This window comes from Rhodanobacter sp. sgz306013 (genome assembly GCF_057031145.1).
On sequence record NZ_JBXCIJ010000002.1, the window covers coordinates 521,789 to 546,605 of the forward strand.

15 protein-coding genes are annotated in these 24,817 nt (G+C 68.9%); 2 read left to right on the forward strand and 13 right to left on the reverse strand.

Going from position 1 to position 24,817, the window contains the following annotated elements:
• Positions 1–56: 56 nt before the first annotated feature.
• The 5 genes from AC2EWF_RS07370 to AC2EWF_RS07390 form a co-directional block, all read right to left on the reverse strand.
• Complete coding sequence (locus tag AC2EWF_RS07370) at positions 57–1,649, reverse strand: sialidase family protein (RefSeq protein ID WP_483638710.1); 1,593 nt, start codon at positions 1,647–1,649, stop codon at positions 57–59.
• A 198-nt stretch (positions 1,650–1,847) separates the two neighbouring features.
• Entirely contained in the window at positions 1,848–4,655 is a 2,808-nt protein-coding gene (locus AC2EWF_RS07375) for a TonB-dependent receptor (RefSeq protein WP_483638711.1), read from the reverse strand.
• Between the two features lie 280 nt (positions 4,656–4,935).
• Complete coding sequence (locus AC2EWF_RS07380) at positions 4,936–6,099, reverse strand: glycoside hydrolase 5 family protein (protein WP_483638712.1); 1,164 nt, start codon at positions 6,097–6,099, stop codon at positions 4,936–4,938.
• Positions 6,100–6,201: 102 nt separating this feature from the next.
• Positions 6,202–7,350 carry an aldose epimerase family protein gene (locus AC2EWF_RS07385; RefSeq protein WP_483638713.1) on the reverse strand — a complete coding sequence of 383 codons (1,149 nt, stop codon included), beginning with the start codon at positions 7,348–7,350 and terminating at the stop codon, positions 6,202–6,204.
• Positions 7,351–7,464: 114 nt separating this feature from the next.
• Positions 7,465–9,477: an MGH1-like glycoside hydrolase domain-containing protein gene (locus AC2EWF_RS07390; protein ID WP_483638714.1), complete on the reverse strand. Its 2,013-nt coding sequence runs from the start codon at positions 9,475–9,477 to the stop codon at positions 7,465–7,467.
• Positions 9,478–9,674: 197 nt separating this feature from the next.
• On the opposite strand from AC2EWF_RS07390, the gene AC2EWF_RS07395 reads away from it, so the two are divergent.
• Complete coding sequence (locus AC2EWF_RS07395) at positions 9,675–9,854, forward strand: hypothetical protein (protein WP_483638715.1); 180 nt, start codon at positions 9,675–9,677, stop codon at positions 9,852–9,854.
• A gap of 108 nt (positions 9,855–9,962) precedes the next feature.
• Here AC2EWF_RS07395 and AC2EWF_RS07400 read toward each other — a convergent pair whose 3' ends face one another.
• From AC2EWF_RS07400 to AC2EWF_RS07410, 3 genes are all read right to left on the reverse strand, one after another.
• The gene (locus AC2EWF_RS07400; RefSeq protein ID WP_483638716.1) at positions 9,963–11,366 is read right to left on the reverse strand and encodes a GGDEF domain-containing protein; all 1,404 of its coding nucleotides are present in this window, start codon (positions 11,364–11,366) and stop codon (positions 9,963–9,965) included.
• Between the two features lie 423 nt (positions 11,367–11,789).
• Complete coding sequence (locus tag AC2EWF_RS07405) at positions 11,790–12,674, reverse strand: methylglyoxal synthase (protein WP_483638717.1); 885 nt, start codon at positions 12,672–12,674, stop codon at positions 11,790–11,792.
• Between the two features lie 51 nt (positions 12,675–12,725).
• Entirely contained in the window at positions 12,726–13,514 is a 789-nt protein-coding gene (locus AC2EWF_RS07410; RefSeq protein WP_483639126.1) for a helix-turn-helix transcriptional regulator, read from the reverse strand.
• A 99-nt stretch (positions 13,515–13,613) separates the two neighbouring features.
• Here AC2EWF_RS07410 and AC2EWF_RS07415 point away from each other — a divergent pair, with 99 nt between their 5' ends.
• Positions 13,614–14,378 (forward strand): class I SAM-dependent methyltransferase, encoded by a 765-nt coding sequence (locus AC2EWF_RS07415; RefSeq protein WP_483638718.1) that lies wholly within the window; start codon positions 13,614–13,616, stop codon positions 14,376–14,378.
• A 19-nt stretch (positions 14,379–14,397) separates the two neighbouring features.
• Here the strand turns inward: AC2EWF_RS07415 and AC2EWF_RS07420 are convergent, their stop codons facing one another.
• The 5 genes from AC2EWF_RS07420 to AC2EWF_RS07440 form a co-directional block, all read right to left on the reverse strand.
• Complete coding sequence (locus AC2EWF_RS07420; protein ID WP_483638719.1) at positions 14,398–15,843, reverse strand: FAD-dependent oxidoreductase; 1,446 nt, start codon at positions 15,841–15,843, stop codon at positions 14,398–14,400.
• A 409-nt stretch (positions 15,844–16,252) separates the two neighbouring features.
• Positions 16,253–20,695: a glutamate synthase large subunit gene (gltB, locus tag AC2EWF_RS07425; RefSeq protein WP_483638720.1), complete on the reverse strand. Its 4,443-nt coding sequence runs from the start codon at positions 20,693–20,695 to the stop codon at positions 16,253–16,255.
• Between the two features lie 374 nt (positions 20,696–21,069).
• Positions 21,070–22,572, reverse strand: coding sequence for a sensor histidine kinase (locus AC2EWF_RS07430; RefSeq protein ID WP_483638721.1), 1,503 nt, complete (start codon positions 22,570–22,572; stop codon positions 21,070–21,072).
• Positions 22,529–23,209: a response regulator transcription factor gene (locus AC2EWF_RS07435; protein ID WP_483639127.1), complete on the reverse strand. Its 681-nt coding sequence runs from the start codon at positions 23,207–23,209 to the stop codon at positions 22,529–22,531. The genes AC2EWF_RS07430 and AC2EWF_RS07435 overlap by 44 nt, the downstream gene beginning before the upstream one ends.
• A gap of 105 nt (positions 23,210–23,314) precedes the next feature.
• Complete coding sequence (locus AC2EWF_RS07440; protein WP_483638722.1) at positions 23,315–24,802, reverse strand: alkaline phosphatase family protein; 1,488 nt, start codon at positions 24,800–24,802, stop codon at positions 23,315–23,317.
• Positions 24,803–24,817: the final 15 nt, after the last annotated feature.

The following is a 24,817-nucleotide window of genomic DNA, read 5'->3' on the forward strand; positions in this document are numbered from 1 at the left end:
CCCATGCGGCGTTTGAAAATCGGTGCGCTCGCGTCGCGCGGCGATACGGGCGATGGTCAGCGCGCGGGTGTCGCGGCCATCGGCGCGCCGGCGGCGTCAATCTGCAGGTAATCGATGTCCAGGGCATGCGCCGAGCCACCCACGGCGATCGTGTGGTCGCCCGCAGGCAGCGGCGCGCGGAAGCTGGTGATGCGCCAGCCGTTGCGGTCATCGTGCGTGCCGTCGGCTGCGACCACACGCCCGTCGATGCGCAGCACCGGCTGCGTCGGAAAGCCGAGATCCTGCCAGCGCACGCGTAGCAGGCGCGGGCCGTCGGTGGCGGCATGCACGGCGAAGTCGAGCCGGCCGAGCGGCGGGGCGGCCACGCGCGCCTTGCGTCGGTTGGAGGTGGTCGGGTCGTCGATCTGCACCGCCCAGTGGCGCGCCGCGTCTTCCGCCTCATAGCGGTCGAAGCCAGCCGGTGCGCTGGCCTGCAGGATGACGTTGGCACGCGCATCGGCGGGCGCGGCGGGCGCGGATGACGAGGTGAGCTGCAGCAGCGTGCCGTCCCGCTGCAGCAGCAGCGCCTGGGTCCAGCCGGCATGGATGTTGCCGGTGAGCTTCTGCACCGGCGCCGGCGCTTCCCACCACGGGCCACGACCCAGGTCGTTGTTCCAGTAGATGGTGCGGCCGCCCGGATCGCCGCCGCCGCCGGCGCGTTCGGCCAGCACCGCGATCGTGCCGTCGGGGCCGCCCACCGGCAACCACTTCACGATTGGCGAAGCGGCAGGCCACGCGCCGGCCTGCGTCCGCACCGGTGTGCCGCGGTCGGCGGGATCGCCCCAGTCCAGCCCGTCGCGGCTGAATTTCAGATAGACGTGGCCGTTCTGCGGGCCGTCGATGTCCTCGTAGCTCATCACGTAGCGGCCGTCGGGCAGGCGGTCGACCACCGCCATGCCGGGGCGCTCCACACCACCCGGGATCGCCACGTCGACGTGCTCAGCGCTCCAGCTGCGGCCACCGTCGTCGGACACCTTGTGCGCCAGCAGCTGGTTAAACCCCGCGGCCTTGTGCTGCTCGCTGGAGTAGTACGCCACCAGGCTCCCATCGTCCAGCAGGCGCAGGTTGGGTTCCCACACGCCATGGTTGTCCTTGTCCTCGGGCCTGCCGCCGCCCTCGATGATGGAACTCAGATAGCGCCAGGTCCGCCCCGCGTCATTCGAGGCATAAAGCTGCAGGTCCTCGCTGGCCACCCTGCCCTGCGCGTCGTTGCAGGTGGCGTTGGCGCCAAGCAGCACAGTGCCGGCCGGCAGTGGGCCGCTGGCGCGCGGCAGTTCGTACAGGTTCGGTTGCCAGCGCAGTTGCCACTTGGCATCACCGGGGTGCGCCTGATCGGTGACGTTCTCCACGAAGCGCCAGGCGCGCTGCCCGGGTTCGCGCACGTACAGCGGTATGCCGGCCATGCCGTCACGCTCGAAGGCCAGCAGCAATGTGCCGTTGGCTTTCGCATCCGCCTGGCGAGACAGGCGGACCAGCGACACATAGCCTGTGCCAGCAGCCAACCGGGAGCCGGCAACTGTGACCGGCGCATTGATGCCGGCCGCAGCTGCGGGGGGGCCGGCGAGGACAAGCAGCAAGGCCGCAAGACAGCAGGCAATCCGGTCAGACATCGTGCATGCCTCGCTGGCCCCACTGGTGACCGTCGCGGCCCCGACCGCCGGCAGGCCACGGTGACGCCGGCATGATCGGGGAACTTCGCCAGGACAACGGGTGGTGCAGATAAAGGACGCGTCGACGCGGTGGATGCGTCGACGCGTGAGAGCAAGACGACGGCGGACACGGGGAGGGGTGGGCCACCGTCGCAACGCTCACAGCTTGAGGCGCAGACCGAGGGCGATCGTGCGATCCTGGTAGCGGATGTCGCGCGGACGCGTATTGCCGTCCCCCCAGTACTGGTGCAGGTCGGCACCGAACAGGTTGGTCGCGGTAAACACGACGGTGCTGTATCGGTTCAAGTCGTAAGCCAGCGAGAGGTCGACCTGGTTGGCCGGGACGATTTCGTCGTAGACGCCCGCCACCGTGGGCTGGTTGAAGCCGTCGATGAAGCGGCTGCGGTAGTCATAGGCCAGGCGGGCCGAAAAGCCGTACTTCTCGTACATCAGCACCACGTTGCCGTTGTTCTTCGACACGTTCTGCAGCGGCGACACTACCGTCGGGCCACCAATGTATTGCGGCGAACGCGTGGAACCTTCGATATAGGTGTAATTGACCTGCAGACCGAGTCCGCTCAGCGCACCGGGCAGGAAGTCGAAGAACTGCTGATATGCCAGCTCGGCACCATCGAGATGACCGGTGCCTGCGCTCTGCGGGGAATTCAGCTGGTAGGCGCCGCCGTTGATGGTGACATCGGTGACATAGTTCTGGATGTAGCCCTTGATGTCGCGGTAGAAGACTCCGCCACTGACGTAGCCTGCCGGGGCGAAATACCACTCGAGCGACGCATCGTAGTTGTTCGACTTGATCGGATCGAGATTCGGATTACCGCTTGACGCTATGCCGGCGCGGTTGATCGTCCCGGGATTGAGCGAGAGCGAGGGGTTGAGCGCCCCGAAACCGGGATAGCTCACGGTCTTGGCCGCGTCCAGGCGCAATTGCAGCTGGTCGGTGAAGTGCCAGTTGAAACTGAAATTCGGCAGATAGACCGGAGCGCTCGTCGATGTGTTGAGCGGGCTGTAGATGTTGGTCGAGGCGTCGTAGGAAAACGCATTCAGATTGCGGTTGACCTGCTCGACGCGCATGCCGAGCAGCCCGTCCACCGGCATGCCGAACAACTCGCTGTCGTAACCCAGCTGGGCGTAGCCAGCGTAGGTCTTCTCGTCGATGTGGAAATAACGCCCGGGATTCAGCGGCGCCAGGCCCGGCGCCAGGCCGTAGAAGTTGCGCAAAGCCCCCGCGTTCTGGGTCAAGTAGTCGTAGCAGCCCGTAAGCCACGACACAGGGATCGCCGAGGTAGTCGGCATGGCACAGAAATAGCCGCTGGGGAAATTGGCGATGACCTGGTTCGCCGGATTCGGGGTAGCGGTGATGTTGCCGATACCCGCGCCTCCCGGCGGGGGAGTCGAGATCTCCACACTGCCAATGTATTCGGCCTTGTGCTCGGCGGCACGCAAACCGAAATCCAGGTAGCTCAGGAAATTGCCGCCGATGTCCCATGAGCCGTCGCCGGTCCAGGCATACTCCTGCCCTTTTTCGTTGTGCCAGGTCTGGAACAGGCCGTTGAGGTAATAGTTGGCCGGGTCGAGCTGCGGGTTGCCGCCAAGCGTCCAGTTCTGCTGATTGCCGGCCGTGCCGTTCCAGACAGTGGTGATCGGCCCCTTGAGGAAGGTGTCGATGATGAAGGTGTTGTCATTGAACGATGTCGAGTCGTATGAAAGATCCGACGACAGGCGCAACCGGTTGCCATGCCACTTCACGCCCACCGACGTCTGCATGTCCTGGCCGCGCTGCTGGTGGGCCTGGGTGCTGGTGGCTGCGTAGGTGTTGCCCGTCCAGCTGCCGCTGGTGGCATCGCAGATGGTCTGGCCGAGATACTGCGAGCCGGTCTGCTGGTCCGCATAGCAGTTGTTGCCTACGGTGTAGTTGTTCGGGGTCACCGCGCCGACCGGGAACGAGAAATAGAACGGCTGGCTGTAGTGGTCGCTTTCCCAGTCGTAGAGCCCCTCGGCGTAGAACTCGGTGCTGTCGTTCGGCTTCCACTGCAGGGCGTAGTTCACCTCCGGCCGTTGGCGGTAGCCGATGTTGTAGTCCGCGCCGAAGCCGTTGGGTGCGGCGACCAGATTGCCGCTTGACGTGCGCACCGGAGTGCCGCTGCCGTCGGTCAGCACCTTGGGAAAATCGCCCCAGACCGCGTTGTAGTCGTAGTGCTGGGCCATGAACGAGGTGTTGAGGAGAGCGCCGAACTCGCCGTAATCGGTATTCCAGCGGTCGCTCATCAGCACGCTGAAATTCGGATCGCTGCGTCCACCGTATTTGCTGTGCGTCTCGGTGAAGGTCGCGGCCAGCTTCGCACCGTCGAAGTCGAACGGGCGGAACAGCTGCATGTCCACCAGGCCGGCGATGCCGCCGTCCGGCAGGCTGGCGTCGCTGGTCTTGTATACCTTGATTGCCTTGACCGCCGTGGCTGGCAGGTTCTGGAAGGCGTAGCCGCGGCCTACGCCGCTGAAGATCTCGCGGCCATTGAGTGTCGTCACCACGTTCGGCAGGCCGCGGATCACCACCGAGCTCGTTTCACCCTGGAACCCCTGGGCGATCTGCACGCCGGTGATGCGCTGGAGGGCGTCAGCCACGCTGTTGTCCGGAAGCTTGCCGATGTCTTCGGCCACGACGGAGTCGACCACCATGCGCGAGTCCTGCTTGATGGTCTGCGCGCTCTGCAGGCTGTTGCGCAGTGGCGTCACCGTGACACCGGACAGATTGACTGCGTTCTTCTGCGCCTCGTCATGCTGCCGCTTCTTCGCCGCGTCACCGGCCTTGCCGCCGGTGGACTGGTTCGTGTTGTCCTGCGTCGCGCCGGCGGCGGCCGGGCTGCTGACAGCCGCGTGCGCGGGCACCAGGCAGGCGCTGATGGCGCTCGCCAGCAGCGTCGCTGTGCATGAAACAAGGATCGGGTGCTTCATGGATATCTCCCCAAGTTGTGCTTGCTGCTTGACGGTGAGTCATGGGATCAGCCGCATCCGCCCTTCTCTGGCATGCACCGGCTTCCAGCGCCTGGCCCGGGCGGCATTTAGTCTGACAATAATCTATTTGTCATACTATATGACTAACGATGCTACATAAGCTGTCGCTTGTCATGCTGCACCGCATCGTCCGCACCCTGCGGATTCCGCGACGGCTCCGCCGACGCGAAAACGCCCGGCATGCCGGGCGTTTTTGAGGCCAACGGACCAGGAACCTGGCTCAGGGAATCAGCGCTGCCGCAGGTACCACGCCCCTGGGCGAATGGCTGAGCGCGCGGATGATCTGCACTTCACGCTCGCGGTACGGCGTGCCGTCCCCGTGTAGCAGATCGTGGAACCAGATCGTGGGCGGCTGCAACGTGTAGGGACGCTGCCAGGAGTCCCATGGCAGGTTGGTCTGCGTCTTGCCGAGCACGAAGCCCCAGTTGATCATGCCCACATCCAGCTTCTTGCCCAGCGGCAGCACGCCATCGATGGTGGAGCCGGCGCCACGCGCCATGTATTCGGTGCAGATCAGCGGCCGCCCGTAGGGCTTGAGCTGGTCCACGCGCTTGAGGAAATCCTCCGGCCAGCCATAGTTGTGGAAACTGATGATGTCGGACTGCTCGACCTGGGTGCGCTCGATGGCGTCGAGGTGGGCCGACGGACTCCAGTCCGGGTGCTGCCACAGGCCGCTGGTGAGCGGCTGTGTCGGGTGCACGCTGCGCGCCCAGGCGAACACCTGCGGCAACAGCTCGGCCACGCGCTGGAACTTGTCCTTCGGCTCGCGCGCGTCGTAATTGCCGCCGCCGGGATTGTCCGGCTCGTTCCAGACGTCCCAGGCTAGGATGCGGTCGTCCCCGGCGAAGCTGCCCACGATATCCTTGACGTACTGCTCGAAGCGCGGGTACTGGCTGCGGTCGTCCATCGCCACGCCCGGCGACTGCACCCAGCCCGAGTTGTGCACGCCCGGAATCGGCGGGTGCTGCGGGCCGAGCTTCGGCTGCGGATCCCAGCACGAATCAAACAACACGAAGATCGGCTTGATGTGGTGCTTCGCCGCGATGCCGAGGAAGGTATTGATGCGCTGCTTGAAGCCGGCCGCATCCTGCTTCCACAACAAATCGTGCAGGAACACGCGCATGGTGGTCATGCCCATCGACTGCGCCCAGCCCAGCTCCTGGTCGATCCGCTTCGGGTCGAACGTCGCCGCCTGCCACATCTCCAGCTCGTTGATGGCGTCCGATGGGATGTAGTTGCTGCCTACCGGCCAGGGTTGTTTCGCGTACCAGGCTTCGGCTCGCGCCTTCGACCAGCGTGCCGGAGCCGCCGCGTCCGCGTGCGCAGGCGTGCCTGCGACAGCCGCCGCCAGCGCGAGCAGCAGACAGGACAATGCGTGTTTCATGGAACCTCCGTGAGGACTTCGACGGCGCCTGCCGCCGGATGTGCCCGCCATGCGGCGGGTCGAAATGGGCCTCACGCCGACCCGCGCCGGCGCGACGCCTGGCTAGCGTCCCTTGCCGCCGTCCACCGAGAAGCGGTAGACGATGTGGTTGCGGTAGGTCTGCCCAGGCGCGAGCCGCGCCGAGCCGAAGGTCGGATGGTTGGGCGTATCCGGGAACAGCTGCGGCTCCAGTACGAAAGCATCGCCCTGGCGGTAGATGCGCCCCGATTTGCCCACGCTGGTGCCGTCGAGAAAATTGCCCGAGTAGAACTGCAGCCCGGGCTGCGCGGAGTAGAGCGACAGCACGCGACCGCTGTGCGGGTCCTCCACCTTCGCCATCAGCCGCGGCGCGGACGCCCTGGAATGCCCGATCACCCAGTTCATGTCGTAGCCATGGCCGCGCAGCAGCTGCTGTTCCTTGCCGTCACGGATGTCGCGGCCGATCGGCTTGCCCTGGCGGAAGTCGTAGTCGGTGCCGGCCACGGCGCGGAAATCGCCGGTGGGGATCAGCGTGTCGTCCACCGGCGTGATGCTGCCGCCAGGTATGGTGAGGACATCGTCGTATACGCTGCCCGAGCCCTCGCCGCCCAGGTTCCAGTAGGTATGGTTGCTGAGGTTGACGATGGTGGGTTTGTCGGTGGTTGCGCTGTAGTCGATGTCCAGCTCGTGGCCGGCCTTGAGCGTGTAGGTGGCGGTGGCGGTGAGCGTGCCCGGATAGCCCTGGTCGCCGTCGGGACTGACGTAGCGCAGCGTCACGCTGGGTTCGGGGGACTTCACCACCTTCAGCACCTGCCACACCACCTTGTCGAAGCCCTTGGCGCCACCATGCAAGGAATTCGGACCGTCGTTGAGGGTGAGCTGGTAGCTCTTGCCGTCCAGCGTGAAGCGCCCCTTGGCGATGCGGTTGGCGAAGCGCCCCACCGTGGCGCCGAAGTACTGCGGCTTGGCCAGGTAGTCGTGCAGGTCGGGATAGGCCAGCACCACGTCCGCCAGCTTGCCGTGGCGATCCGGCAGCACGAGCGATTGCAAGCTGGCGCCGAGGCTGATCACACGGGCGGTGAAGCCGTGGCCGTCGTCCAGCGTCACCACTTCCACCTTGCGTCCGTCGGGCATCGTGCCGAAGGCGGCGCGGCTGGCGTCGGCCGCTGCGCACAGCCAGGGTGCGGCCAGCAACGGCAGGGAGAAGGCGCAGGCGATCAGGCGTTTGTTCATCGTGGAGTCCCCGCTTCACGGAATGGCATCAGGCAGACCCGAAGATCAACATATAATATGACATTTGGCAAGCCTGCCAGCGGGAATCTGGCCCCTTCCGGTGCGCCTGGACCATCAGGGCAGGCGCGAATCCTGGGTATCGGCGTCCATGAGCAACAGCAGGAGAAAGCTTGCCGCGGACCAGCTGAAGTTCCGTGACTGGTAGCCCGTCCCGGTCAACGGGTCATAGTTCTCGCGGAACGTCGCCTGCCCCGTCGCCAGGCCCTTCGCGGCGAGCACCAGCCTGCGCGCCATCGCATCGGCCTCGGTGCGGTAGCCATAACGTCGCAGGGCCTCGACGCCGAACAGCGACTGGTCCAGCCATACCGGCCCGCGCCAGTAGCCCTTGATCGGCGCGAAGTGCGGATCGTCCGCAGCGAGCGTGGGAAACGGCATGGCCGTGGCGAACTTGCGCGGGTCCATCATGGTCTTTTCGACCGCAGCGGCCTGCGCGGGCGTCGCCGCGCCGGCCCACAACGGCGCCCAGCCTTCCGAGCCGTACACACGCACGAACTCACGGCTGCCGAGCTTCGCGTCGAAGAACCAGCCCAGTGTCGGGTCGTACATCCGCGATCGGATCGCGTGCTTCATCGTCGCCGCCTGCGCCTGCCATTCCCGCTTATCCCGCGGCTTGCCGAGCACATCGGCGATATACGCGAGTTCGGTCGCCTCCTTGTAGAGGTAGGCATTGAGGTCGACCGACTCCTGGTCCATCGACCATGCGTCCTTGCCATTCGCGAGCATGGCGATGCCGTCGAAGCGCACGGCGTTGTCCATGCCGCTTTCCCACTTCGCCGCGATCGCCGTGCCATCGGTGGCGCCGTATTCGGCCAGGCCGTTGCGGTCGTGGTCGCGCGCCGCGAACCACCAGCGGTGATAGCGCACCAGCTTGTCGTACATCTCGGCGAGGAAGGCGCGGTCGCCAGTGGCGCGGTACACCTGCATCACCGCCCAGGTTGCCAGCGGCGGCTTGGTGTCTCGCCAGTTGTCGTCCGCGCGGTCGAGGAACACGCAATCCGGCACCATGCCATCGGCAGCCTGGTAGTCGAACATGGCGCGGATCTGCTCGCGCGCCAGCGCGGGGGCGAACCATGCCAGCGCCGCCGCATGCTTCCAGGAGTCCCAGGCCCAGAAGCCGTTGAAATCGGGATTGGAGTAGGCGGGAATCACGCCGTCGTGGTGCAGGTCGCCGCGCGCCGCGCGCCAGTTGCCGATCAGGGTGACGACCGCCTTTGCGGCCAAGCGCCGCGCCACGCTGTCGGGCAGGCCGGCGAGATGACTGGTGCCGATGGACTTCAGATAGGCCGCCCAGCGGGCGCGGTTGGCGGCCCACGCAAGGGCGTAGTCGATGACGGGCGGTTCCGGCTGCGCATCATGGCGCAGGGTCTGCACCACGTACAGCACGACAGGCGTGCCGGCGTCGAGATGCAGCGGCTGATCCAGCGCGATGCGGTAGTCGGCGCCCGACACGGCGGCATGCTCCGTCGCCACACCTTCGACGCGCAACAGCGTAATGACCGAGGAGGGCGCATTGGCGAAGCCTTGCGTCACCGTGCCGTCGTTGGCGTCGAGGCGACTGCCCGCCAGCGGCATCGTGCTTCCGCCGACCGCCAGCGCCACGGTGCGAGCCTCGCCTGCCCGCAAGGTGATGCGCACCAGCGCGTGCCACGAGTCCGCGAAGAACAAGGTCTGCCGCACGTTCAGGCCATCTGCGGAGAACACGCGTTCCAGCGCTCCCGGCATGGCATGGCTCGCCACCTCCTTGAGCGCGATGTCCCGCTTCTCACCCACGTCACGCAAGACCAGGGTGGCGAAGCGCAGCCCCGTCCATTGCCCAGCGCCAAGGCTGTGCACGAAGGGGCCGGAGAATCCCGTGCCCGCGTCGCCGGCACGCGGCAGGCTGTAGCCCTGCCACGCACCCATGTCGAAGAAGATGTTGAAGCTGCGGTCGGCCGGCGAGCGCGGCGTGCCGCGGAAGTCGAGAAGGTCTCGATATTGCGTGAACGGCTGCTCCACTGCCGCAGCGTTCGCGGCGAATGCCGCGGTCAACGCCGCGACGAGAATCAGGGGTCTGATGAGTGCGCGCATGGATTTTTTCCTCCGCCTCAAGATGCCGGGTACTACCCCTCTGCCGCAAGCTGGCGAGGCCGGGTGGGTTCCGCGAGACGGACCGGGGCCAGAACTCGTATCTGACCCGGAGGTTCACCTCGCGCCCGCGGATCGGGCAGGAGGGAATCACGCCGCCCGGGTTGGCAAATCCGGGCAGGCGGGCATTGCCTTCGGTGATGGCCATCCGGCAGCCCATCCCGGTGCCGCGCAACGGCGGCATCCCGTGCCAGCCGACGTGGGCGCTGGCGCCGATGGAACTGCACTGCTGGTACCTGAAGTCCGGCTCGCAGTTGTGGACGCGCTCGATCGGCGCGTTGATCCCGGAACACGCCGCGACGCAGGCATCGGCGCGATAAGCGTCACGGCTCCATCCGGTCTCCTGCGGGGGTGCCAACACCGCTTGCGCAGACGCATGCCGCCAGCCGATCCAGCGGTGGATGAGCTTCACCTGACTCGGCGAGGCATCAACCGTGTCGACCCGTCCCAGTCACTGGCTGGTCTGGCGCAAACCATCGCAGGCAATTGCGGCCGGCGCGCTTGGCGGTGTAGAGGGCCTGGTCGGCCTGGTTCAACAGGGCCGACTTCTCGCCATGCTCGCCTTCGTCCCGGGCGGCCAGCCCCGCACTGATGGTGACGACGCAGTGCGGGCTTCGCCGGTTGGCAATGCGCAACGCCTCCACGCACAACCGCAACCGCTGCAGTATGTACTCCGCCGTCGGGCGGTCGCGCCCGGGCAACAGCACGGCGAATTCCTCGCCGCCGTAGCGGGCAACGGTCACGTCGCCGTGCACGGCGGCTTCCTGATGCAGTGCGTGCGCCACCGTCGCCAGGCAATCGTCGCCCGCCAGATGTCCATGGGTGTCGTTGTAGGCCTTGAACATATCGATATCCACCAGAGCGACCGCCAGGGGCAGGCGCTCCCGCATGACCCGCTCCCACACGCGGTCGAATGCGCGGTAGAAGCCGCGCCGATTCAGCAGCCGGGTCAGTTCGTCGTGGACGATGGTGTGCCGCAGCCCCCGCTGCAGGTGTTTGAGTTCACCCTCCTGGCGCAGGTGATGCCCCAACAGCAGCGCGACGCCTACGGCATAGGAAATGATGCCCAGCGCCATCGCGCCGAAGGCGACGGCCCGGTTGCGATCAAGCTGGACGAACGCCAGCATGCACAACGCCATGCTCAGAACGAACGGACTGATGCCGCCCGCGATCAGGCGCGCACGCCGGCTTGGCCGATAGCGGCGGAACCACACGTTGCGCCGCTGGCTGAGCCGCAGTCCGAGCACGACGAAGGGGACGTCAAGGCACAGCTCCGGCAGATGAGAGTCGCTGGACAGGATGAAGCGGTTGTGGATAGCCGGGAACACCAGCTCCGCCCACGCAAACACCAGCAGCACGACGAAGTAGCGACGTTCGTCCACGCGCTTGGCAGTGGCAAAGCGCAGGCTCACGCAGGCCGCCACGAACAACGCCATCGCGTCGAACATCCACATGACGAACGAGGCGGTGGCTGTTTCCGCCGTGTCCCGCCGTATCACGTCGCGCAACAACGCATAGAACAGGACCGCGACGGCGCAGGCCAGCAGCGCATCGAGCGCACTGGCCCAGCGATGCAGCGGGCCGACCGGGTTGTATACGGCGGCGAGTGTCATCAGCAGGCTGCTCAGGCAGAAGTAGAACGTGGGGTCGAACGACACCAGCGTGCCCTGCGAATGGACCAGCGAATCGGCAAGCAGGAGCCCGAACGCCGCCAGTTGCGCCGCCAGCGCCAGCGACAACATCATCCACCAGGGACGGTTGTGCGCCACGCTCACGCGCAGCCTTCGCCCGGCGAGGAACAACGTGAACAACAGCATCACCAGGACCAGCACGTAGCTCCACGACAGCACCCGTGCCGGCTCGGCGGCCAGCAACGCCGCGTGGATGGCCAGCAGCGGGAAGTAGACTTTCGGTGCCAGCGTCTGGATTTTCATGCGCTCGGATGCGACAAGGTCGATGCACGCGGCCCGGATGGCGGCCGTTGCCGGCGGACCCGCCGCTTCTTGGGGTGCCAGGCGCTGCAGCAGGAATTGGCGCGGGATCAGACCACAGGCACCGTATCGGCCGCGTCACTGCCAGGCTGAAGCGCCGGTCGCCCCTGCGATATCGGCGTAGTTCCGTTCATCCGCCCCCAATCACCGGCCTTCCTGGCCGCTACCCGGCGCAGTCGGCAAAGCTTGGCGCCAACTACCCCCCGCCGCGGCGCCCGCCCCGACAACCAGACAAAAATGGCTGCCCTGGGTGAAGGCAGACCATCAACCACCCGCACGCCGGCCGCGCCGTATCTTGACCGCCTCGGCCCACCTCGCCGCCACCCTCGGCGTGGTGATGCACACCGCGGTATCGGTGACCGTTGTCACCGCGCGTTCCAGCAGCTGGATGTCGGCCTCGTGCTGGCGCGCTACGTGCGGGTCCTCGAAGAAGATCGCGCGGTGGCAGCGGAGTTCCAGCACCAGGTCGGCGATCTGCGCGTCGCCGCCCATCGGACCGCTCTGATAGCGGTCCGCCCACGGCTGGCCCTGCGGCCAGCCGCGGCTCCAGGCCAGTTCGTTGAGGCGCGATCCGGTGGTGCCGGTGGCCACGCGGCGGCCGAAGCGCGACAGCGTGTCGAAGTGCTGGGCCGCGTAGGCCAGCATGGCGGGCTTCATCGCGTCGTGGGCGATCAGCGCCAGCGTCTGCGACTCCAGTGCGTGCAGGTCGTCGGCGCCGGGATCCGGCGCCAGCCCGGCGTGCATGCGCTCCAGCTCGATCCAGTCGCGCGCCGAGGCCACGGTGGAGAGGAAGGGCTTGGCATGGATCACGCACTGGCGCTTGAGCGCCGCCGCCTCGGGGAACACCGAGGACGGATCGACCGGATCGATGAAGTAGATCGCGCCGTCCAGCGTGCGAGCGTCGCCGTCCATGCCCACCACCTCGGCCACCAGTTTCATCAGGCCGCCGGCGCGGCCGTAGGGGTAGCGATACAGCGGCGCGTGGCCCGCGAGCAGGCCGGCGCGTTCGATGGCGTCGTGGGTGCGACCCACCGCATGCAGGCCAAGCCCGAGCTCGCGGATGCCGCGCTCGCAGGCGCGAAGCCAGCGGAACAGTGCCGCATCGTCGTGGCTGTGGTGCAACTGGTTGGCGGCGAGGCCGATACGCATCGAGTCACTCCTGGCTTGGACGAAGGCGGAACGGTGAAAGTTTGCGGCCGCTCATGATGTCCTGGCGACGACCGGCCATGGCAACAGCATCACCAGCTTGTGGTCGGCATGGCCGGCGGGCACGAGGGTGAGCTGCTCATAGGTGACCGCGCCCCAGGCGGGATGCGCAAAATCGCGGCGGCCGCCTTCGCGCGCCAGCACGTCCTGGCGGCGCCAGCGCGCGGCGAAGTCCGCGCTGGCGCCGCAGAGTTGCTCCACCAGCGCGAGCAGGCCGGCGTCGTCCGGATGCTGCGCCGTGTCGGCGCGGAATTCGGCGACCAGACGCGTGGCGCGGGCATCCCAGTCGACAATGAAGCGCCGCGCCGAGGGATCGAGGAACAGGTAGCGCAGCAGGCAGGGCTCGCCGCTGTCCGCCCATGGCACGAACAACTGCGCAGCGGCCGCGTTCCAGGCCAGCCGCCGCCAGTGGCGGTCCAGCACGTAGGCCGGCATCGGCAGCGCCTGCACGACGGCCAGCAAAGCAGGCGGCGCGGCTCCATGGCCGGCATCGCCGGGCGGATGCGGATCCCGCCGCCTCGCCAGCTCGAACAGGTAGCGGCGCTCGGCCGGCGACAAGGCCAGCACCTCGGCCAGCCGCGCCAGCGCCTCCGCCGACAGCGCGATGTCGCGGCCCTGTTCCAGCCAGGTGTACCAGGCGGTGCTGATGCCGGCGTGCTGCGCCACCTCCTCGCGGCGCAGGCCGGGCGTGCGCCGCCGGCCGGAAGTGCCCTGCGGCGGCGGCGTCGCCTCTCGGTGCTGGCGCAGGAAACGCGCCAGGCGTTGGCGCAGTTCGCTGTCGATGTCGTGGGGGGGTAGCGTTCATACCGGGATAAGCGCACAACTTACACCGTGCGCGGTGGGCACGCAGAATCGCGCCACCCACCGCACGGAGACCTCCCGATGGACCCGAACGCCACCTTCGTCGTCGACCAGTACGCGCCGCGCGCCGCCGACTACGTGACCAGCGCGGTGCACGCCGGCGGCGCCGACCTCGACCAGGTCGAGGACCTGCTGCGCGGGCACCGGCCGGCGCGGCTGCTCGACCTCGGCTGCGGCGGCGGCCACGTCAGCTATCGTGCAGCGCCGCTGGCGGCATCGGTCACCGCCTGCGACCCGACGCCGAGCATGCTGGCCGCGGTACAGGCTGCGGCGCGCGAACGCGGCCTGGACAACATCGCCGTGCAGCACGCCATCGCCGAGCGGTTGCCGTTCGCCGACGGCGCCTTCGACGCGGTGGTCGCACGCTTCACCACGCATCACTGGCAGGACCGCGATGCCGGCCTGCGCGAGGCGCGCCGCGTGCTGGTGCCGGGCGGGCTGGCGGTGTTCATCGACGTGACATCGCCCGAGCCGGCGCTGCTCGATAGCTGGCTGCAGGCGGTCGAGCTGCTGCGCGACGTGTCGCACGTGCGCAACTACCGCGTATCCGAATGGACCGCCGCGCTGGCGCGCGCCGGCTTCGCCGTCGACAGCCTGACTCCGCGGCGGCTGCCGCTGCCGGACTTCGGCGAATGGACGGCGCGCACGCGCACTCCGGCCGACCGGGTAGCGGCAATCCGCAGCCTGCAGCAGGCTGCGCCGGAGGCGGTGCGCCGCCACTTCGCCATCGCCGGGGATGGTGGATTCGCGCTGGACACGGTAACCCTGGTCGCGCACGCCGCCTGAGCGATCCACGCCGGGCGGCTCAGGCAACGCGCTCCGCCGCGCCCGCCGCCTGCATCGCCAGCATGCGCGCGATCGACGCGGCGGCCTCGCGGCCATCGTGCACCGCGCGCACCACCAGATCCGCGCCGCGCACGTTGTCGCCGCCGGCGAAGATGCGCGAGTGGCTGGTCTGCTGCGGCAGCGCGCCGTCCGCGCCGGTGACGACGCGGCCGGAGTGCGCCAGCCTCACGCCATGCGAGACCAGCCAATCCGGCGGGCTGGGCTGGAAGCCGAAGGCCTGGATCACCACCTCGGCGCGCAACTCGCTCTCGCTGCCCTCGACGTTGCGCGGGCGGGGACGACCGTGGCCGTCGGCTACCAGCTCGGTGCGCACCACGCGCACCGCGCGCGCACGGCCGTGCCCGTCGTCGAGGATTTCCAGCGGCTGGCGGTGGAACAGGAAGTTCACGCCCTCCTCGCGGCTGTAGCCCACTTCGCGGCGCGAACCGGGCATGCCGGCTTCGTCGCGGCGATACACGCAGGTGACGCTGGCGGCGCCGAGGCGGATCGCGGTGCGGTTGCAATCCATGCCGGTGTCCCCCCCACCCAGCACCACCACGTGCTTGCCGCGCAGGTCGAACGCGGGGGCGGGTGGCTCGTCGCGCAGCAGGCGCTCGGTGTTGGCGATCAGGAACGGCAGCGCGTCGTGCACGCCGCCCAGTCCGCGGCCTGGCAGCTTGCCGTCCACATAGGTGTAGGCGCCGGTGCCCACGAACACCGCATCGTAGTCCTCCAGCAGCTCGCCGAACTCGACGTCGCGGCCCACCTCGCGGCCGAGCAGGAAGCGCACGCCCAACTGTTCGAGGAAGGCGCGGCGCGTGCGCACCACCGCCTTGTCCAGCTTGAACGGCGGGATGCCGAAGGTGAGCAGGCCGCCGATCTCGTCCTGGCGGTCGTACACGTCGGCGGCGATGCCGGCGTGGCGCAGCCGGTCCGCACAGGCCAGGCCCGCCGGGCCGGCACCGATGATGGCCACGCGGTGGCCGGTCTCGCGCACCGCGGACAGGTCGGGCCGCCAGCCCTGGCGCAGCGCCTCGTCGGTGACCCAGCGCTCCACGCTGCCGATGGTCACCGCGCCGAAATCGGTCTGCTCCAGCGTGCAGGCACCCTCGCACAGGCGATCCTGCGGACACACGCGGCCACAGATCTCCGGCAACGGATTCGTCTGGTACATCAGCGTTGCCGCCTCGACGATGCGCCCCTGCTCCACCAGCTTCAGCCACTCCGGGATGTAGTTGTGCACCGGGCAGGCGTGCTCGCAGTAGGGATTGCCGCAATCCAGGCAGCGCCCCGACTGCGCACCCGCGTTTGCTTCGCCGAAGTCGCCCGCGATCTCGCCGTAGCCCAGCACGCGGATCGCCACCGGCACCGTGCGCGGCGTCTGCCGCGGCAGGTCGAGAAACTGGAACAGCTTGTGCTCGCTCATGCGAACCTCCAACAACACCGGCTTTGCTTCGGCTCGAAGGCGGCCAGGATGGCCGCGCCTTTGGATGGGGCCCCTCGACGGCGCCGAGGAGCGGAGCCGACCACCGGGGAAAGCCAGACTGTCTGAGGCCAGGGATGGCCGAGTTGTCTGGCGGCCGGTGAGCGGCGAGCACCGCAGGGAACGCGGCGGGCAGGATGCCCGCCGCGCGCCGTCGCGGGGTGTCGTTTCTCTTGGCTACTTCTCTTTGGACAAGCAAAGAGAAGTAGCCCGGCCGCCGGCAGGCGGACGGAACAGCTTTGTCGTTTGCGAAGGAAAGTGCGAGGCAAGCGCCCGCCCCTCACCCCAGCCTTCTCACCGACGGGGAGAAGGAGCGAACGCAACAAGCGCGGCGTTTCATCGAAGCGCGCACTCACGCCGCACTCCTCAACTCGTCCGCCAGCACGGCAAGGCTGGCCGCCTTCGGCTTCACCAGCCAGAACTTGTACTGCAGTCCGCGGAAATCGCGCAGCACCTGCCGGCCCCAGTCGCTGCCGGTGAGTTCGACATGGCGCGTCACCAGTCCGCGCAGGTGCTGCATGTGGTGCTCCATGCCCTCGGGGGAGATGCGCAGGATGTCCACCAGCTCGTGGTTGTAGCAGTCCACGAAGTCGCGCTCGAGGTCGAGCACGTAGGCGAAGCCTCCGGTCATGCCCGCGCCGAAGTTGAGGCCGACCTTGCCCAGCACCGCCACCACGCCACCGGTCATGTATTCGCAGCAATGGTCGCCGGCGCCCTCCACCACGGCCAGCGCACCGGAGTTGCGCACCGCGAAGCGCTCGCCGGCGCGTCCCGCGGCGTACAGCTCGCCGCCGGTGGCGCCGTACAGGCAGGTGTTGCCGATGATGGCGGCGTCCTGGCTGGCGAACGGCGAATCGGCCGGCGGGCGCACCACGATGCGGCCACCGGCCATGCCCTTGCCCACGCCGTCGTTCGCCTCGCCAATGAGCTCGATGTGTACGCCGCCCGCGTTCCACGCACCCAGGCTCTGGCCCGCCGCGCCTTCCAGTTGCAGCACGATGGGACGTTCGTCCATGCCGTGGTCGCCGTGCCGGCGTGCGATGGCACCGGACAGCCGCGCGCCGATCGCACGGTCGGTGTTGGCGATCGCATAGCTGAAGTGCCCGCCCTCGCCCAGCTCCACCAGCGGCGCGGTGTCGGCCGCGATGCGCGTGGCCAGCGCGGCGGCGTCGCGCACCGGATTGCGCGCCATCGCACAGGCGGTGTCGCTGGCGGCGCCGAGGCCGGCGCCGTCGAGCAGCGGCGTGAGGTCGAGGCCGTGGCGTACCGGGGTGGCATCGTCGTGCTGCGCCAGCAACTCGCTGCGGCCGACCAGTTCGGCCAGCGAGCGCGCACCCAGCCGCGCGAGATGTTCGCGCACGTCGGCGGCGATGAAGCGGAAATAGTGCATCACCATCTCCGGCAGGCCGGTGAAGTGCTCCTTGCGCAGCACCGGGTGCTGGGTGGCCACGCCGGTGGCGCAGTTGTTGAGGTGGCAGATGCGCAGGTACTTGCAGCCCAGCGCCACCATCGGGCCGGTGCCGAAGCCGAAGCTCTCGGCGCCGAGCAGCGTGGCCTTGATCACGTCGAGGCCGGTCTTCAGGCCGCCGTCGGTCTGCAAGCGCACGCGGCCCCGCAGCGCGTTGCGGCGCAGGGTCTGCTGGGTTTCGGCCAGGCCAAGCTCCCACGGCGTGCCGGCATACTTGATCGAGGTCAGCGGGCTGGCGCCGGTGCCACCGTCGTGGCCGGATACGGTAATGAGATCCGCGCCGGCCTTCACCACGCCCGCAGCCACCGTGCCCACGCCCGCGTGACTGACCAGCTTCACCGAGACCAGCGCATCGGGATTCACTTCCTTGAGATCGTGGATCAGCTCGGCGAGGTCCTCGATGGAATAGATGTCGTGGTGTGGCGGCGGCGAGATCAGGCCGATGCCGGGCTTGGCGTAGCGCAACCGCGCGATGGTGGCATCCACCTTGTGACCGGGCAGCTGGCCGCCCTCGCCGGGCTTGGCGCCCTGCGCGATCTTGATCTGCAGCACCTCGGCGTTGACCAGATACGCCGGCGTGACGCCGAAGCGGCCGGAGGCGACCTGCTTGATCTTCGACATCTTCTCGGTGCCGTAGCGCGCCGGGTCCTCGCCACCCTCGCCGGAATTGCTGCGCGCGCCCAGCCGGTTCATCGCGATGGCCAGCGCCTCGTGCGCCTCGGGCGACAGCGCGCCCAGCGACATGCCGGCGGAGTCGAAGCGCCGGAGGATCGCCTCGACCGGCTCCACCTCGTCGAGCGGCACCGGTTCGCCCAGCGGTTGCACGGAGAGCAGGTCGCGCAGCGCCGAGGGCGGGCGGCGGTCGACGTGGTCGGCGTAGGCGCGGTAGTCGGCCGGATCGCCGGTGCGCACCGCCTGCTGCAGCGTGGCGATCACGTCGGGGTTGTACATGTGGTACTCGCCGCCGTACACGAACTTGTACAGGCCGCCCGCACGCAGCGGCTGCGCCGCGTTCCACGCTTCGGCGGCGAGCAGGCGCTGCTCGCCCTCCAGCTCGGCGAAGCCCGCGCCGCCGATGCGCGACGGCGTGCCCGGGAAGCACAGTGCAACTACCTCGGGTGCCAGCCCCACGATCTCGAACAACTGCGCGCCTCGGTAGCCGGCGATGGTAGAGATGCCCATCTTCGACAGGATCTTCAGCAGCCCCTTGCGGATGCCGCGGCGGTAGCTGCGCCCGATCTCCAGCCGGTCGCCCTCGATGTGGCCCTCGCGGCCCAGTTCGAACAGGCTCTGGTAGGCCAGCCACGGATAGATCGCGGTGGCGCCGAAACCGAGCAGACAGGCGAACTGGTGCGCATCGCGCGGCGTGGCGGTCTCCACGATGATGTTGCACTGGCAGCGCAGCCCCTGCTCGACCAGGCAGGCGTGTACCGCACCGGTGGCAAGCAGGGAGTGGATCGGCAGCTTGTCGCGCTCGGGATAGCGGTCGCTGAGGAACACCAGCGCATTGCCCTCGCGCACGGACTGCGCCACCCGCTCGCACAGTTGGCGCAGGGCCGCCTCCAGCCCCTGTTCCTGCGCATACATCAGGTCGAAGCGCGGCGCGTCCACGAATTGCGGCAACGCGAGCAACTGCCGCAGCTTGCGCTGGGAGAGGATCGGCGAGTTGATCAGGACCTGTTTCGCGTTCTCGGGCTTCAGCTCGAACACGTTGCCTTCCGGGCCGATCTGGGTGACCAGCGACATCACCAGCTTTTCGCGCAGCGGGTCGATCGGCGGGTTGGTGACCTGGGCGAAGGCCTGGCGGAAACGGTCGAACAGCGGACGCACCTGCCGCGACAGCGCGGCGACCGGCGTGTCGTCGCCCATCGAACCGGTGGCCTCCGCCTCGAGTTCGGCGATCACCTTGAGCACCGTCTCGCGCTCCTCGCGCGACAGGCCGTACAACTTCTGGTAGCAGCGCAGCTGGTCCACCGGCAACGGCTCGGCGGCCAGCGAGGGATCGATCAGGTCGGATTCCAGGTAGCTCACGCCGGCGCGCAGCCAGTCGCGGTATGGCGCGCGCCTGCGGTTCACTTCGTCGATGTCGGCGTCGCGCAGCAGGCGGTGCGCGCGGAAATCCACCGCGATCATCTCGCCCGGTGCAAGGCGGCCCTTGGCGACCACGCGCGACGAGGGCATGTCCCACAGGCCCGCCTCGGAGGCGATGATGAAGTGGTTGTCGTCGGACAGCGCCCAGCGCGCGGGGCGCAGGCCGTTGCGGTCCAGCGTGCAGGCGGCGTAGCGGCCGTCGCACATCACCAGGCCGGCGGGGCCGTCCCAGGGTTCGCTGTGCAGCGCGTAGTACTCGTAGAACGCCGCGAGGTCCTCGTCGAGGTTCTCCCGCGCGGCGAACGTCGGCGGCACCAGCACGCGCATCGCGGCGAGCAGGTCGAGGCCGCCAGCCAGCAGCACCTCCAGCGCGTTGTCCAGGCTTTCCGAATCCGAACCCTCCTGCCGCACCAGCGGGCCGATGTCGCCCAGTTCCACCCGCGGCGAGCGCCAGATCGTCTCGCGCGCCTGCATCCAGCGGCGGTTCGCGCGGATGGTGTTGATCTCGCCGTTGTGCGCCAGCAGGCGGAACGGTTGCGCCAGCCGCCATTGCGGCGCGGTGTTGGTGGAAAAGCGCTGGTGGAACACCACCGCGTCGGCGACCAGCGCCGGATGGGCGAGGTCGGCAAATACCTCGCGCAGCCGCCCCGGCGCGGCCATCGCCTTGTAGCCGATCAGCGCGGCAGACAGCGTCACCACGTAGAACTGCGGATCGGCGGACAACGCGGCTTCGGCGCGGCGCCGCGCACGGAACAGCGCCAGCTCGAACCCATCGTCATCCATGCCCTCGCCAGCCTCGACGAACACCTGCCGCACGCGCGGACGCGCGGCGGCGGCCAGCGGGCCGCAGGCCGCCTCGTTCACTGCGACGTCGCGCCAGCCCGCCACGCGCGTGCCTTCCTCGGCGAGGCGCCGCTCCAGCTCCGCCGCCGCCGCGTCGCCGGCCGCATCGAGGAATACCAGGCCCGCCGCGAAGCGTTCGCCGACGACGATGCCGGCCTCCTCCGCCAACGCGCGCAGCCAGGCTTGCGGGCGACGGATCAGCACACCACAGCCATCGCCGCTTACCCCGTCCGCATTCACCGCGCCCCGGTGCGAGAGTTTCGCCAGCGCCTCGAACGCGGTGTCGACCACCCACGCGCTGGCGCGGCCGTCGATCTGCGCCACCAGGCCGAAACCGCAGCTGTCGTGCTCGAAGGCCGCGTCGTACAGGCTTGCTCCACCGGGCTGCTTCATCTTGCTCACTCACTGGACGACAGGGCACGGAAGCCCGGCGGCGCCGGGGCGCCGGTGCGGGCTGCGTGGATTGCGGTTCGACTACAGCACAATTGCTGCGACGCGTCAAAGACTTCTATACGTCCAAATGGAATTTGGCTTGCCGGGGCGGAACAGCTGCTCCGGATGACACGCCCCCGCGGTGGACGCCAATGGCAACCGCTTTGCCGCCGACGGGCGGATCCCTCTGCACGGGCAAAGGACCGGGAAGATGCTCCGCGCACGAACCGCCCGGCTCATCGAGGAACCCGGGAGCCGGGATCGGCCACAACAGGCTGAAGCGGCGGCTCGATCCGCGGCGCGAACGCCGAGCCGGCGCCCGCGCGGCGCCGGCGTCAGTGCGCCTCGCCGGGGGCATCCAGGCACGGACGCGCCGCGCGATCGGGCCGATCCGCCCGGCGGCGCGGCCGCGGACCCGTCCGGGCGCAGGTGGCGTCATGCACGCCGGCGAACTCCAGGCTCACCGCCAGCCCCGGACCGGCGTCGTCGAGCAGCAGCGCGGCGCCGTGCAGTTCGGCCACCGAGCGCACCAGCGCAAGGCCCAGGCCGTTGCCTTCCGTATGCCGGCTGCGATCCAGGCGCATGAAGGGCTGCAGCACCTGGTCGCGCGCGACCGCCGGAATACCCGGTCCGTCGTCGCGGACGCCGGCGCGCACCGTACCCCCGGCGCCCGCCAGCCATACCGTGATCGTCGAGCCGGCCGGCGTGTGGCGAATCGCGTTCTCGATCAGGTTGACGAATACCTGCACCAGCAGCTCGCGATCGCCATGCACCGGGAGCTGCGCCTGGATATCCGCGCGCAGCGCGTGCGACTCGACGTCGGCCACCGGGGCGTAGGCGTCCACCAGTTCCTCCAGCAGCGGCGCCAGGTCCACCGGCGCGAAGCCGCTGCGCGGCTCGCCGGATTCGACCCGGGCGATGCGCAGCAGCGCCTGGAACACGTTGAGCAACTCGTCGATCTCGTCCAGCGCGCCGTCCACCGCCGTCGCCAGCTGCGCGTCGGATGCGGCAACCGGATGACGATGCAGTCGCTCCAGCCGCTGGCGCAAGCGGGTCAGCGGCATGCGCAGGTCGTGGGCGATGTCGGCGCCCAGGCGACGCACGTCCGCCAGCAGCGAGGCGATGCGGTCCAGCATCTGGTTCACGGTAAGCGCGATCATGTCGAGCTCGTCGCCGCCGCCGCGCACCGGCATGCGCTGCGACAGCTCGCCGTCGCTGATCCGCGCGGCCACGCCCGACATTGCGCCCACCCGGCGCAACAACTGGCGTCCGATCAGCCAGCCCACCACCAGCGAGACCGCGACGATCAGCAGCAGTGCCAGTGCGAAGATCCGTGCGGCCACGTCCTGCATCTGCCGGATGTAATAGCTGTCGCGGGCCACCACCAGCCAGCCGCGGCGCGCGGTGCGCACCGTATACAGCGTCAGCAGGTGCGATCCCGGCGTGGGCAGCCGGGTGGTGGCGCGCGGCGTGAAGCGCTCCACCGACCAGCCTTCGCGCGGCGGCCGGTCGTCCAGGTTGCCGGCAAGCTTGACGCCGTTGGCCGCATACAGCGCGTACCAGCGCGGCAGGCCTGCGCCGAGGATGATGCGCTCCTCGATCTCCGTGCTCAGCGCGTCCAGGCCCTGCTGATAGGACAGCAGCACCAGGTCGCGCGCGTCGGCGCGCAGCTCCCCCCGTTGTTCCAGGCGCGCCTCGCGCTCGGTGCCCAGCCACAGCACCGCGGCAGTAAGCACGGAGAACAGCGCGAACATGCCCGCCAGGATCAGGGCGAGGCGGAAGGCGCTGGTCTGCCTATGCGGGGCGCGATCGGGCCTGAAGGCGATAACCGTAGCCACGAACCGTCTCGATGAGGCTCTCGCCACCGTTGACCCGCACCTTGCCGCGCAGGCGCGACATGTGCGTCTCGACCACGCCCGTGCGTGGGTTGAAGTGGAAGTTCCAGACCTGTTCCAGCAGCATCGAGCGCGTCACCACCTTGCCGGCGTGGCGCATCAGTATCTCGAACAGGCGGAACTCCGTGGGCGTGAGGTCCAGCGGCTCGCCCATGCACGTCGCCGCGTGCCGGGTCAGGTCCAGCGCCAGCGGGCCCCATTCCAGCGATGCCGATTCGCGGCTGAGCGCAGGCCGGCGCGACAGCGCGCGCAGCCGCGCCACCAACTCGGCCATCGCGAACGGCTTGCCCAGGTAGTCGTCGGCGCCGGCATCCAGGCCCTCGATGCGCTGGTGGGTTTCGCACAGCGCGGTGAGCATGATGATGCCGGACTGCACGTCGGCGCTACGCACCGCGCGAATGAAGCTGATCCCGTCCAGCCCGGGCAGCTTGCGGTCCACCACGATGCCGTCGAAGCCGCCCTGCACGGCCAGCGCCACGCCCTCGCGGCCGTCACCGACCGCGTGCGTGGCGTAACCCTCCTCAAGCAGCCCGCCGTCGATCCAGTCGCGGGTCTCGCGGTCGTCCTCGACGATCAGCACACGCAAGGCAGCCTCCGGCTCGATTCCGTCGGCGTCGGACGCACCGCCGGCATCAAAGCCCGTTACGGTAGGCGGCAATTGTGACGGTCCGGTGAAGCCTGGCATTCAATGCACCGGACCGCCACGACGGCTGCCCAGCCGGCTCCATGCCACGCCAGGCAAGGAGGGCGTCTGCTGCTCGCGCACCGCCTGCAGGGTGTCCGGGTCCAGGCCCAGGACCGAGAGCATGGTCGGCGCCACCTCGGTGGTCGACACCGGCATGTCCAGCCGGCGGCCCGGCTCCGGCAGCATCGGCCCAGAGACCAGCAGGGCGACGTGGGTGTCGTCCATGTCGAAGCCGCCGTGCTCGGCGCGCTTGGTGGCGCCCGCCTTGGCGTAGATCACGCCGGGCTGCGGGATCACGATGAGGTCCGGCGTGCGCACGTCATGCGTCGGCGAGGGGAACAGCAGGCCGAGCCGGCGCCCCCACAGCACGCGCTCGATGCCCAGCCGCTGGCGGTCGGCCAGCAGGGTCCGCGCCACCGTGCCCGTGGTGCGCTGGTCGTGCAACCAGATCAGCGCGCTGCGGTCGGTGGTCAGCTGGGCCGGCTCGCCATCCGCCGCCGCCGCGATCACCGCGCGCAGCCAGGCGGACGGCACGTGGCGCAGCTGGTCCGGGTCGATCGGGCCGTTGCCGTGCTTGGCGGTGAGGATCACCAAGGTGCTTTGCTCCAGGTGCCGGCGCGCCAACTCGGCCATCAGCTGCCCGATCAGGTTGTCCACGTGGGTCAGCGCGGCGTCCAGCGATGGCGTGGGCGTGCCGTCGGCGCCCTGGTAGCCGGCCAGCTTCTCGGCCACGTTGATGCTCTGCAGGTTGAGCCCGAACAGCGCAGGCACCGGGGCGCGGGTGCGGCCGTCGTGGCGGTAGCCGTCCACCTCGTGGATCACCGCCTGCATCTTGCCGGTGTCGTAGGTCTCGGTGCGGGCGATCGAGGCAGTGACCGCGTCGGTGTCGGGATGGCCCTCGCCGTCATTGCCGATCTCCGGCGTGTACAGGTCGGCCACGCCGTCGCCGGACGGACCTTGCACGATCGCGTAGGCGGGGTGCTTGTCCGCCCAGGCGGTGTAGCCGCCGGCGGCGCGTACCACGTTGAACACCGTGTTCACGCGCAGGTACTGCCACGGATACACCGGGCGGCAGCCGTGCGCGGGGTCGCGCGGCAGCCTGGCCGCTTCGATGCCCTTGCCGCCGGGCGCATCCACTGCCTCGTTGTACAGCACGTGCGCACCGATGGCGGCGCAGGGGCCGGTCGGCGGCGCCAGCGAACGGTCCCAGCTGCTGTCGTAATAGACGCCGGTGGCGGCCGGCGTGCCGCCGGTCACCAGGGCCAGCAGGCCGGGGAAGGAATCCGCCGGCACCACGGTGCTGGCGCGGGTGTATTCGATGCCCCGTGCGGCCAGCGCGGCCAGGTGGGAATCAGGATGGATCTGGATGTAGTTGCGCAGGTCCAGTGCGTGCAGGCCATCGACGCTGATCAGCAGCACGTGCTTGATGGGGCCGGCTGCGGCCGGCGCGGCAAGGGAGGTGCCGCCGCACAGGCCGAGCAGGACCACGGCGGTTCGGATCGT

Bases quoted from the DNA above. Each gene is read 5' to 3' on its own strand.
- AC2EWF_RS07370 (WP_483638710.1), bottom strand. From the start codon at position 1,649: ATGTCTGACCGGATTGCCTGCTGTCTTGCGGCCTTGCTGCTTGTCCTC.
- AC2EWF_RS07415 (WP_483638718.1), top strand. From the start codon at position 13,614: ATGGACCCGAACGCCACCTTCGTCGTCGACCAGTACGCGCCGCGCGCC.
- AC2EWF_RS07375 (WP_483638711.1), bottom strand. From the start codon at position 4,655: ATGAAGCACCCGATCCTTGTTTCATGCACAGCGACGCTGCTGGCGAGC.
- AC2EWF_RS07385 (WP_483638713.1), bottom strand. From the start codon at position 7,350: ATGAACAAACGCCTGATCGCCTGCGCCTTCTCCCTGCCGTTGCTGGCC.
- AC2EWF_RS07380 (WP_483638712.1), bottom strand. From the start codon at position 6,099: ATGAAACACGCATTGTCCTGTCTGCTGCTCGCGCTGGCGGCGGCTGTC.
- gltB (WP_483638720.1), bottom strand. From the start codon at position 20,695: ATGAAGCAGCCCGGTGGAGCAAGCCTGTACGACGCGGCCTTCGAGCAC.
- AC2EWF_RS07395 (WP_483638715.1), top strand. From the start codon at position 9,675: ATGGCCATCCGGCAGCCCATCCCGGTGCCGCGCAACGGCGGCATCCCG.
- AC2EWF_RS07420 (WP_483638719.1), bottom strand. From the start codon at position 15,843: ATGAGCGAGCACAAGCTGTTCCAGTTTCTCGACCTGCCGCGGCAGACG.
- AC2EWF_RS07405 (WP_483638717.1), bottom strand. From the start codon at position 12,674: ATGCGTATCGGCCTCGCCGCCAACCAGTTGCACCACAGCCACGACGAT.
- AC2EWF_RS07390 (WP_483638714.1), bottom strand. From the start codon at position 9,477: ATGCGCGCACTCATCAGACCCCTGATTCTCGTCGCGGCGTTGACCGCG.